The sequence below is a fragment of the Acinetobacter lanii genome, assembly GCF_011578285.1.
Taxonomy (GTDB): Bacteria; Pseudomonadota; Gammaproteobacteria; order Pseudomonadales; family Moraxellaceae; genus Acinetobacter; species Acinetobacter lanii.
In genome coordinates this window covers 2750541-2762669 of the sequence record NZ_CP049916.1, presented here as the reverse complement: position 1 = coordinate 2762669, position 12129 = coordinate 2750541, and the positions used below count along the sequence as shown (strand labels likewise).

6 protein-coding genes, 2 tRNA genes and 2 rRNA genes are annotated in these 12129 nt (G+C 43.4%); 9 read left to right on the top strand and 1 reads right to left on the bottom strand.

All coding sequences use genetic code 11. The annotated features are described in order from the left end of the window. The first annotated feature begins 19 nt into the window (after window positions 1-19). The 6 genes from G8D99_RS12510 to G8D99_RS12485 all read left to right on the top strand — a co-directional run bounded on the left by G8D99_RS12510 (window position 20) and on the right by G8D99_RS12485 (window position 6788). A tRNA-Ile gene (locus G8D99_RS12510) sits at window positions 20-96 on the top strand. Window positions 97-170: 74 nt separating this feature from the next. Beyond that, window positions 171-246: transfer RNA gene (locus G8D99_RS12505), tRNA-Ala, on the top strand. Window positions 247-679: 433 nt separating this feature from the next. Beyond that, window positions 680-3573: ribosomal RNA gene (locus tag G8D99_RS12500) — 23S ribosomal RNA — on the top strand. A gap of 174 nt (window positions 3574-3747) precedes the next feature. After that, window positions 3748-3862: ribosomal RNA gene (gene rrf / locus G8D99_RS12495) — 5S ribosomal RNA — on the top strand. 431 nt (window positions 3863-4293) lie between these two features. Beyond that, window positions 4294-5457: an acyl-CoA dehydrogenase family protein gene (locus G8D99_RS12490; protein ID WP_166326423.1), complete on the top strand. Its 1164-nt coding sequence runs from the start codon at window positions 4294-4296 to the stop codon at window positions 5455-5457. 108 nt (window positions 5458-5565) lie between these two features. Further along, a protein-coding gene (locus G8D99_RS12485; protein WP_166326421.1) for an IS3 family transposase occupies window positions 5566-6788 on the top strand; the annotation gives its coding sequence in 2 pieces (ribosomal slippage) (window positions 5566-5902 and window positions 5902-6788; 1224 coding nt in all). Between the two features lie 50 nt (window positions 6789-6838). Here G8D99_RS12485 and G8D99_RS12480 read toward each other — a convergent pair. Beyond that, the gene (locus G8D99_RS12480) at window positions 6839-7441 is read right to left on the bottom strand and encodes a TetR/AcrR family transcriptional regulator (protein ID WP_166326419.1); all 603 of its coding nucleotides are present in this window, start codon (window positions 7439-7441) and stop codon (window positions 6839-6841) included. 165 nt (window positions 7442-7606) lie between these two features. On the opposite strand from G8D99_RS12480, the gene G8D99_RS12475 reads away from it, so the two are divergent. The 3 genes from G8D99_RS12475 (at window position 7607) to G8D99_RS12465 (ending at window position 11991) form a co-directional block, all read left to right on the top strand. Next, window positions 7607-9415 carry an acyclic terpene utilization AtuA family protein gene (locus G8D99_RS12475; protein WP_166326417.1) on the top strand — a complete coding sequence of 603 codons (1809 nt, stop codon included), beginning with the start codon at window positions 7607-7609 and terminating at the stop codon, window positions 9413-9415. Between the two features lie 69 nt (window positions 9416-9484). Further along, window positions 9485-10366 carry an SDR family oxidoreductase gene (locus G8D99_RS12470; protein WP_166326415.1) on the top strand — a complete coding sequence of 294 codons (882 nt, stop codon included), beginning with the start codon at window positions 9485-9487 and terminating at the stop codon, window positions 10364-10366. An 11-nt stretch (window positions 10367-10377) separates the two neighbouring features. Next, complete coding sequence (locus G8D99_RS12465; RefSeq protein WP_166326413.1) at window positions 10378-11991, top strand: acyl-CoA carboxylase subunit beta; 1614 nt, start codon at window positions 10378-10380, stop codon at window positions 11989-11991. Window positions 11992-12129: the final 138 nt, after the last annotated feature.

Sequence of the window (12129 nt, the reverse complement as noted above, 5' to 3'; positions counted from 1 at the left end):
TTCATGAAGATGTATCTGAGGGTCTGTAGCTCAGTTGGTTAGAGCACACGCTTGATAAGCGTGGGGTCACAAGTTCAAGTCTTGTCAGACCCACCACTATCTGACTAACGCAGTATGAAAATACTGAAGCGAACAGAACGTAAAGATATATCGAATCTATATGATAAGCTGGGGACTTAGCTTAGTTGGTAGAGCGCCTGCTTTGCACGCAGGAGGTCAGGAGTTCGACTCTCCTAGTCTCCACCAAATTTTAAGATCAGAAAAGCACTGCTTTTCCTTAAAATTTAAGCGAGAAGTTATACTTCGAGCACTGAGTAAGCGATCAGTTGGTTAGATTATAGAAATTAGTAAGAAATTGCGTATAATGCGCGTCTTGTTAACTTCTGTGATTTATCACAGTTGCTGCGCTCCGATGAGGACGTAGACAATCATTAACAGAATATATTTGAGTTGAAATTAATTGTTTAACTCATTCCAAAAGCGGAAACGACATAACGTAAGTTATGAAGTTGAAGTGATTGAATGAGAACTAGCGAAATTAACTGAATCAAGCGTTTTGGTATATGAATCTAATTGAAGCTGTACTGTAGTTAAATCTACGAGACGCCAACTGTATGATCGAGCAATCGATCTGTTGCTAACCCCACTTGTAAGGGTTAACGACTGTTTGGGGTTGTATAGTCAAGTAATTAAGTGCATGTGGTGGATGCCTTGGCAGTCAGAGGCGATGAAAGACGTAATAGCCTGCGATAAGCTCCGGGGAGGCGGCAAATATCCTGTGATCCGGAGATTTCTGAATGGGGAAACCCACTTACTATAAGGTAGGTATTGCAACATGAATACATAGTGTTGCAAGGCGAACGAGGGGAAGTGAAACATCTCAGTACCCTTAGGAAAAGAAATCAATTGAGATTCCCTTAGTAGCGGCGAGCGAACGGGGAAAAGCCCATTAAGTCATATCAGTTTTAGTGGAATGCTCTGGGAAGTGCAACCATAGTGGGTGATAGTCCTGTACACGAAAGGGCTGATATGATGATGTCGAGTAGGGCGAGGCACGTGAAACCTTGTCTGAATATGGGGGGACCATCCTCCAAGGCTAAATACTCCTGACTGACCGATAGTGAACCAGTACCGTGAGGGAAAGGCGAAAAGAACCCCTGTGAGGGGAGTGAAATAGATCCTGAAACCGCATGCATACAAGCAGTGGGAGCCGACTTGTTCGGTGACTGCGTACCTTTTGTATAATGGGTCAGCGACTTACATTCAGTAGCAAGGTTAACCGCATAGGGGAGCCGTAGAGAAATCGAGTCTTAATAGGGCGTTTAGTTGCTGGGTGTAGACCCGAAACCAGGCGATCTATCCATGAGCAGGTTGAAGGTTGGGTAACACTAACTGGAGGACCGAACCCACTGTCGTTGAAAAGCCAGGGGATGACTTGTGGATAGGGGTGAAAGGCTAATCAAGCCTGGTGATAGCTGGTTCTCCCCGAAAGCTATTTAGGTAGCGCCTCGGACGAATACCATTGGGGGTAGAGCACTGTTTCGGCTAGGGGGTCATCCCGACTTACCAAACCGATGCAAACTCCGAATACCAATGAGTACTATCCGGGAGACAGACTGCGGGTGCTAACGTCCGTAGTCAAGAGGAAAACAATCCAGACCGCCAGCTAAGGCCCCAAAATTGTAGTTAAGTGGGAAACGATGTGGGAAGGCATAGACAGCTAGGAGGTTGGCTTAGAAGCAGCCACCCTTTAAAGAAAGCGTAATAGCTCACTAGTCGAGTCGGCCTGCGCGGAAGATGTAACGGGGCTAAAACTACATGCCGAAGCTGCGGATTTGCAATTTATTGCAAGTGGTAGGGGAGCGTTCTGTAAGCCGATGAAGGTGGATTGAGAAGTCTGCTGGAGGTATCAGAAGTGCGAATGCTGACGTGAGTAACGACAAAACGAGTGAAAAACTCGTTCGCTGAAAGACCAAGGGTTCCAGTCCAACGTTAATCGGGGCTGGGTGAGTCGACCCCTAAGGCGAGGCCGAAAGGCGTAGTCGATGGGAAATTGGTTAATATTCCAATACTTCTGTGTAATGCGATGAGAGGACGGAGAAGGTTAAGTCAGCCTGGCGTTGGTTGTCCAGGTGAAAGACAGTAGGCATGCATCTTAGGCAAATCCGGGGTGCTCTATGCTGAGAGTTGATAGCAAGCTGTACTTGTACAGCGAAGTGGCTGATACCATACTTCCAGGAAAAGTCTCTAAGCTTCAGTTACACAGGAATCGTACCCGAAACCGACACAGGTGGTCAGGTCGAGTAGACCAAAGCGCTTGAGAGAACTCTGCTGAAGGAACTAGGCAAAATGGTACCGTAACTTCGGGAGAAGGTACGCTGCTTTTGGTGATGGAACTTGCTTCCTGAGCTGAGAGCAGCCACAGAAACCAGGCCCCTGCAACTGTTTATTAAAAACATAGCACTCTGCAAACACGAAAGTGGACGTATAGGGTGTGATGCCTGCCCGGTGCTGGAAGGTTAATTGATGGGGTTAGCGTAAGCGAAGCTCTTGATCGAAGCCCCAGTAAACGGCGGCCGTAACTATAACGGTCCTAAGGTAGCGAAATTCCTTGTCGGGTAAGTTCCGACCTGCACGAATGGCATAATGATGGGGGCGCTGTCTCCAGCAGAGACTCAGTGAAATCGAATTCGCCGTGAAGATGCGGTGTACCCGCGGCTAGACGGAAAGACCCCGTGAACCTTTACTGCAGCTTGACATTGAACTTTGATCTTACTTGTGTAGGATAGGTGGGAGGCTTTGAAACTAGGACGCCAGTTCTAGTGGAGCCAATCTTGAAATACCACCCTGGTAATATTGAGGTTCTAACTCTGCTCCATGATCTGGAGCGAGGACCATGTCTGGTGGGTAGTTTGACTGGGGCGGTCTCCTCCTAAAGAGTAACGGAGGAGTACGAAGGTGCGCTCAGCGTGGTCGGAAATCACGCGTAGAGTATAAAGGCAAAAGCGCGCTTAACTGCGAGACCCACAAGTCGAGCAGGTACGAAAGTAGGTCTTAGTGATCCGGTGGTTCTGTATGGAAGGGCCATCGCTCAACGGATAAAAGGTACTCTGGGGATAACAGGCTGATACCGCCCAAGAGTTCATATCGACGGCGGTGTTTGGCACCTCGATGTCGGCTCATCTCATCCTGGGGCTGAAGCAGGTCCCAAGGGTATGGCTGTTCGCCATTTAAAGAGGTACGCGAGCTGGGTTTAGAACGTCGTGAGACAGTTCGGTCCCTATCTACCGTGGGCGTTGGAAATTTGAGAGGATCTGCTCCTAGTACGAGAGGACCAGAGTGGACGAACCTCTGGTGTACCGGTTGTGACGCCAGTCGCATCGCCGGGTAGCTATGTTCGGAAGGGATAACCGCTGAAAGCATCTAAGCGGGAAGCCTACCTCAAGATTAGATTTCCCTAGGACTTTATGTCCTCTAAAGAGCCGTTGAAGACTACAACGTTGATAGGTTGGATGTGGAAGCATAGTGATATGTGAAGCTGACCAATACTAATTACTCGTGAGGCTTGACTATACAACACCCAAACAGTTGTTGTATAAAGCATCAGTTGATTCGATATTCTACAAAACATCTTGATTTAGTGATCAAGCTAGTTAAACTAAACAACTCAAGTATTTCTGTTAATAACTCATTTGGAAAAACACTTAGCACAAACGTAAGACTAAGCGAGTATCCATAAACAGTTGTGCTGGCGACAATAGCAAGAGTGAACCACCTGATCCCTTCCCGAACTCAGAAGTGAAACCTCTTAGCGCTGATGGTAGTGTGGGGTTACCCATGTGAGAGTAAGTCATCGCCAGCTCATTATTCCTAAAAACACCCTGATCAAAAGATCAGGGTGTTTTTTTATGCCGAAAAGAAAGTTGAAAAGCAAAATTTCGTTACGAATCGCAGAAATATATCAAATACAGTCATTAAAAAAGCCCCAACTTCCTGTTCGGGCTTTTTTATATGGGTTACTTTAGAATTGATATATTTTTTTTAAAGTATATTTCTATAGATAGCACTCATCATTAAGCATTTATCAAAATAAATATGATGAATATATCAATAGTATTCGATATTTCTAAATATACTTTTAAATAAGATATTGATAATCAATCGAATACTGTCAGACAAATTGAGTAACTGTTGATTTATGCCAAGAAATTGATGCTTCTTGCTATTAAAAAAATAATAAGAGCTAGTCACTATGAAACGGTTGAGGAAACATCATATTCAGGGAAAAATTAGATGCAATACAATCCAATATATTACACAGATGAACATTTTGCATTTGCTGATGCGGTTAAAAAATTCGTAGAAAAAGAAATTTTACCTTTTGTGAATGAGTGGGATGAAGCTGAAACTTTTCCAAGAGAGCTGTATAAAAAAGCCGCAGAAGTCGGCTTAATGGCATCGGGTTTTGATGAGAAATACGGGGGTATTTCAGACACTGATGCATTTTATACCTTATTGGGCTGTGTTGAACTCGCAAAAGCGGCTTCAGGTGGCTTAATTGCTTCACTACTTTCACATATGATTGGTGCGCCACCAATTAATAGTTTTGCCAGTGAAGAAGTTAAAGCTGAAGTGCTCCCACAAATTTTATCAGGGGAAAAAATTTCAGCATTGGCAATTACAGAGCCCGGTGGTGGTTCAGATGTTGCAGCACTTAAAACCAAAGCAGTGAAAGACGGTGACTTTTATGTTGTGAGCGGTGAAAAAACCTTTATTACTTCGGGTGTACGTGCAGATTATTATACAGTTGCTGTACGTACTGACCCTGAAGGCAAAGGTCCGAATGGTATTTCAATGCTTCTCATTGATGCGCATACACCCGGGATTACCAAAACCAAACTCGATAAAATGGGTTGGTGGGCATCGGATACAGCACATTTACATTTTGATGAAGTGCGTGTGCCTGCGAAGAATTTGATTGGTCCTGAAAATATGGGCTTCTTTGTGATTATGAATAACTTCAACATGGAGCGTTTCTTCCTTGCTGCAAGTAGTTATGGTTATGCCAAAGTCTGTTATGAAGAAGCGTTGGATTGGGCACAACAACGTCGTACTTTTGGTAAGCGTTTAGTTGATCATCAAGTAGTACGACACAAATTGGTCGATATGGCAACACGCTTACAAACCACGCGTGCATTGCTTGAAGATACAGCCTATAAAATGGGACGTCCTGAGCTACAAGGCAATGAAATGATTGCACAAATTTGTATGTTAAAAAATGTGGCAACACAAACCATGCAATTCTGTGCGGATGCTGCGGTTCAGACTCTAGGGGGCATGGGTTTTATGCGTGGCATGAAATCTGAACGTATCTACCGTGAAGTTAAAGTGAATATGATTGGTGGTGGTGCTGAAGAAATTATGAAAGATTTAGCAAGCCGTCAATTGGGCTTCTAGTCCCAGTGTTATTCGTACTCATGTTAAAAAAGGTGACCGAGTGTCACCTTTTTTATGGTTGTATATTGTCCCGTCCTGAAATAAGTTTACACATTGGAGACTTATTTGATGAAACATGAGACAGAACAACGTGTTAAACGCACACAACGAGATTATAGCTTTGCCTTTAAAATGATGGTTGTTCATGAAGTTGAAAAAGGCACAATCACTTATAAGCAGGCTCAAGAGAAATATGGTATTCAAGGAAAATCAACCGTACTAACATGGTTACGTAAACACGGACACCAGGATTGGACTTCAATTATGCCAAATTCATCTAAAAGCCCACTCACACCACAACAAAGAATTCGCCAGTTAGAAAAAAAACTCGCAAATGAAAAACTCAAGACTGAATTCATGGAAGATGTGATTTATCACCTTGATAAAGAATGTGGTTCAGATCTTGGAAAAAAGTATGCCGAGCACGTTTCAAAGATTGGCAAAGCCAAAGAAGATTAAGCGTTTCACGTTATTGTGAATGGCTTGGGATCAGTCGCCAAGCCTATTATCAAGCAGAGAAAAGTGCTCAAATTACAAGACAAGAAAACCAGAAGGTACTTGAGTTGGTTCAAGAATACCGTTGCCTGATGCCAAGTATAGGCACTCGTAAACTCTATTGGTTGATTAAACCCAAATTGTTAGAACAAAATTTAAAATATGGCCGAGATCAGTTATTTAAGATATTAAGAGAACACGATTTATTGATACGTCCCAAGCGTCGCTATACCAAAACAACAGATAGCAAGCATTGGATGAAGAAGCATCCAAATCTACTCAAGGACTACTCACCTGTACAAGCCAATGAGGTATGGGTAAGTGATATTACGTATGTACAGAGTGCTGAGGGAGTGCATTACCTCGCTCTAGTGACGGATGCCTATACTCGAGAGATTAAGGGTTATAAGTTATCACGTGACATGCGAGCGGAAAATGTAGTTGAGGCTTTACATATGGCGATGCGAGGTGTTGAGAATCGAGCGATCCGAATGATTCATCATTCGGATCGAGGCTCACAATATTGCTCAGATTTATACCAATCTACACTGCAACATTACGACATTCTACCCTCTATGACCGATGGAGGCGATTGTTACCAAAATGCATTAGCAGAGCGAATCAATGGGATCTTAAAGCAAGAGTTTTTAACACAACGCTGTAATACAATGAAGGAATTAGATCATTTAATCGCTGAATCGATTATGATCTATAACTGTTATAGGCCGCATTTGAGTTTAAATATGCAGACACCGTATGAGGTGTATAAACAAAATCAAACCGAGCTAATGACTTAACTCGATTTGAAAGGAAATACTGTCAATCTATTTTAGGACGGGACATATTTTTAAGATTTCAGCGTCATATCCCAAACAATATCCGCTAAACCATCTAAAGAAAGTTTTCCTTCAGGGTTATACCACGTCACGGTCCATGCAATCGAACCACCAATTAGGCGTCGCCAAATGAAAGGATCATGCTTAATTTTGCCTTGTTCATGCAATACCTGAATGACTTTGAGCCAAATGCCCTCATATTCATTGCGTAGCTTCAATAATTTTTTTTGATTTTCAGGTGAAAGAGCAAACCATTCATAAACCAAAACCGCCATGGCAGCACCTGTATCCCCTGTAATGGCATGCAATTCAGCTTTAATCAATTCTTTCAGCTGTTGCTCTGGATGATTGGAGGTGGTGATGGCACTTTGTAGACAGGCATTGTTATAAATAATCGTCTGTTCCATCACATTTGCCAAGATATCATCCTTGGTTTTGAAATGATGAAATAGGCTACCCGATTGAATGCCAATGAATTGTGCCAATTCACGTACTGTGGTTTTGGCATAGCCTTGCTTATGAAATAGATAAGCCGCACCCAACAATAAACGACCCCGTGGGGTATCGTCAAAACAGGCGATCGGTTCAATTTGATCAATTGAAGATGCAATCATTTTATTATTTTTCTCTCTTACAAAAGGGTTGAAAGCCTTGCCAGATCAGACTTGCCAATCAAGTTAAGCATATTTGCCAAGAATAATAACATTTTGCACTTTACAAACCAAGCGCTTGCTTGGTAGATTACGATTAAATTCTAAACAGAATAATGAGAAGGCAAAATGACAAATATTCAGGATGATCAAAAAGTTGTAAAAATTGGCTGTGCTTCAGGTTTTTGGGGAGATACCAATACGGCTGCATTCCAGTTGGTACATATGTCAGATATTAACTATTTGGTGTTTGATTATCTTTCAGAAATCACCATGTCGATTATGGCAAAGGCGAAAATGAAAGAGCCAACACATGGTTATGCCTTAGATTTTGTTAGTCGTGTCATGACGCCGCTGATTAAAAAAATTGCCGATAAAAAAATTAAGGTGGTCAGTAATGCTGGTGGTGTCAATCCATTGGCATGCCGTGATGCTTTACAGCAAGTGATTCAAAATGCTGGATTAGATTTAAAAGTGGCTGTGGTCTTAGGTGATGATTTAATCGATCAACATGCCGACTTACAAAAGCAAGGCATTAAAGAAATGTTTAGCGGTGAAGATCTTCCTGCACATGTCGCAAGTAGTAATGCTTATTTGGGTGCAGTGGCAGTGCGTGATGCGCTAGACCTCGGTGCAGATATTGTAATTACAGGTCGTGTGGTCGATTCTGCTGTAGTTTTAGGCCCTTTGCTACATGAGTACAAATGGTCATTGGATGATTATGACAAGCTAGCACAAGGTTCATTGGCAGGGCATGTGATCGAATGTGGTGCGCAATGTACCGGTGGTAATTTTACCGATTGGCGTTTGGTCGAAGGCTTTGACAATATGGGCTTCCCAATCGTTGAAGTCGCTGCTGATTCTTCTTTTGTGGTGACCAAACCCGCAGGTACTGGTGGATTGGTGTCGATTGGTACGGTGGCTGAACAAATCGTGTATGAAATTGGGCATCCACAAGCGTATTTATTGCCTGATGTCACGGCTGATTTTAGCCAAGTCAAATTAGAACAAGTCGGTGAGCATCGGGTCAAAGTGTCAGGTGCTTTAGGTTCTGCGCCAACATCACAATATAAAGTCAGCACCACTTACCCCGACGGCAACCGTGTTTTGGTGAGCTTCCTATTGGCCGGTCAAGATGCTGAAGAAAAAGCCCTTGCTGTGTCCAATGCCATTTTAAGTAAAGTTGAGCGTGTGTTGGCTTTACGTTCAGTGCCTCCATTCTCAGAAAAATCAGTGGAAATTTTAGGCACTGAAACGACTTATGGTGCCAATCGTCGTGTGCAAGGCAACCGTGAAGTGGTGGTGAAAATTGCCGTAAAACATATGTTTAAAGAAGCCTGCATGTTCTTCGCCTCTGAAATTGCGCAAGCGTCTACAGGTATGGCGCCTGCGCTTACAGGCATTGTGGGGGGACGTCCTAAACCGTCGCCAGTGATCAAATTGTTTTCGTTCTTGGTCGATAAAAAAGATCTGAAAATTGAAGTCGATCTCAATGGTGAGCGCCATGTGGTTGATATTCCGCAAGGCACAAATCTCCAAACCCAGACGCTACCTGTGGGTGAAGTGGCACAGCTTAAAGGTGATGAAATTGAAGTACCTTTGGTCAAAGTGGCTCATGCACGTAGTGGTGATAAAGGTAATTACAGCAATATTGGTGTGATTGCACGTCAGCCTGAATATCTACCTTGGATTCGTGCTTCATTGACGGAAGAAAAAGTTGCTGAATATATGAAGCATGTCTTTGAAGGCTCAGATGGTCAAGCAAATAAAGTACAGCGTTATGAAATCCCAGGTTTTAATGCGTTGAATTTCTTATTGCTTGATGCACTGGGCGGTGGTGGTGTCGCAAGTTTACGCATTGATCCACAAGGGAAAGCCTTTGCTCAACAGTTATTGGATATGCCAGTCAAAGTACCGGCGTCGCTGGTTGAAGGCTAAATACAGTTTTAAAAGCAAATTAAATTATTAAGTACAAAAAGAAGCGCGAATAAAAGGAAGAATATCAGGATGAGTTATCACTCAATATTTAGAACCGATGCTTTTGCCAATAAAGTCATTATCGTGACAGGTGGTGGTTCAGGCATTGGGCGTTGTACCGCACATGAGCTTGCAGCACTGGGTGCGCAAGTGGTGATTACGGGTCGCAAAATTGAAAAACTTGAAAATGTCAGCAAAGAGATTCAGGAAGATGGTGGCAAAGTTCACGCCATTATCTGTGATAACCGTGAAGAACAGCAAGTCAAAGACATGATTGCTGAAGTGGTGGAGAAGTTTGGGCGTATTGATGGTCTAGTCAACAATGCCGGTGGTCAATTCCCATCTACGTTGGAAAGTATTTCTGCCAATGGCTTTGATGCTGTGATTCGCAACAATCTGCATTCGACCTTCTATTTGATGCGTGAAGCTTATAACCAATGGATGGAAAAAAATGGCGGCAGTATTGTTAATATGACCGCGGATATGTGGGGTGGGATGCCAGGGATGGGGCATTCGGGTGCTGCACGTTCTGGGGTAGATAATTTAACCAAAACGGCTGCGGTGGAATGGGGGAAATCAGGTGTACGTGTGAATGCCGTTGCACCAGGTTGGATTCTTTCTTCAGGCATGGATACTTATTCGGGGCCTGTGGCGGAATTTATTATTCCAAACTTATCGGGCAATGTACCTTTGCAGCGTATGGGAACCGAGTCTGAAGTGTCTTCTGCCATCGTGTACTTATTGTCTGAAGCCGCCGCTTTTGTCTCGGGTGTGACGCTACGCATTGATGGTGCTGCTTCGCAAGGGACTCGCATATTCCCATTATCTGATGCTAGAAATAGTGAATCATTTAATGGATTCCATCGTGCATTTATTCCAGATGTTATTAAAAAAAGAACAAATCAATCTTAAGGAGCTGAGAGATGCCGATACTTCAATCTGAAATTGCTGTAGGCAGTGAAGTTTTTGAAACCAATAAAGCAGCATTATTGGCACAACTAGAAGAAGTGCGTGCCATTCAACAAAGTGCAGTCGATCGCTCGTATAAAGCAAAACCGAAATACGATAAAAAAGGCAAAATTTTACCGCATGAACGTGTGCGCTTATTGCTTGATGCTGATTCACCCTTTGTCGAATTGTGTGGTCTTGTGGGCTACAAGATGCATGACGATAAAGACGGTTCTGAAGCAGGTGGCGGGATCATCGCAGGGATCGGCTTTGTGAATGGTACGCGTTGTATGATTGCGGCCAATAACAGCGCAATCAAAGGCGGAACCATTGCACCCATGGGCGTACACAAAAGCCTACGACTTCATCAAATTGCATTAGAGCAAAAATTGCCGATCATTACTTTGGCTGAAAGTGGTGGTGCGAACCTGAATTATGCTGCGGAAGTATTTACTGCGGGCGGTACAACCTTTGCCAATCAAGCACGTTTATCTGCCAAAGGGATTCCACAAATTTCGGTGGTGCATGGTAATGCCACTGCAGGCGGTGCATACCAACCGGGTCTTTCAGACTATGTGATTACCGTACGTAAGCAAACTGAAATGTTGCTTGCAGGTCCGCCATTATTGCTGGCAGCTACAGGTGAAGTCGCAACAGCTGAAGAGCTGGGTGGTGCAGAAATGCATGCACAAGTGGCAGGTACCGCAGAATACTTAGCTGAAAATGATGCCGATGGAATCCGTATTGCACGTGAAATCTTTGCGCATTTAAATTGGAAAGAACAAGTTAAGCTTGAAACGCCAGAATATAAAGAACCACGTTATTCAGCAGAAGAATTACTCGGGATTATCCCAGCAGATCCAAAACAACCTTTGGATATGAAAGAAATCATTGCACGTATTGTTGATGATTCTGACTTCTTCGAATTTAAAAATGAATATGACTCACATACGGTCTGTGGTTGGTCGAAAGTCGGTGGTTTGCATTTGGGCATCATCACCAACAATGGTCCAATTACCCCACAAGGTGCAGCAAAAGCCGCACAGTTTATTCAACTGTGTGAACAGACCCGTCGCCCAATTTTATTCTTGCATAACACCACAGGCTTTATGGTGGGAACGGATGCTGAACAAAACGGCATCATCAAACATGGTTCTAAACTGATTCAAGCTGTAGCGAATTGTACCGTACCGAAGATTTCGATTATTGCGCACGGTTCATATGGTGCAGGGAACTATGCAATGTGTGGTCGTCCATTGGGGCCGCAATTTATTTTCTCTTGGCCGAACTCTCGGGTTGCGGTGATGGGGGGCGCACAAGCAGGTAAGGTACTGCGTATCGTGGCTGAAGCGAAGCAACGTGAATCTGGCATGGAACCAAATGAGCAAGTCTTGGATTTCTTAGAACAATCCACTGCGATGAAATTGGAAGCACAATCCACCGCTTTATTTAACACAGCGATGCTGCATGATGACGGTATTATTGATCCACGTGATACACGTAAATTGCTGATTTTCTTATTACAAACCATTAATGAAGCACAACAACGCGAACTAAACCCAACCCGTTTTGGTGTGCCGAGATTCTAAGAATTTATAACCTCACCCCAACCCTCTCCTAAAAGGAGAGGGAGAGCCTCTTAGTTAAGAAGGGATTTCCTCCTCTTTTTCAAAGAGGGGCAAGGGGAGATTAAAAAAACAGATATTTAAAAAATTTAAGGACATAAA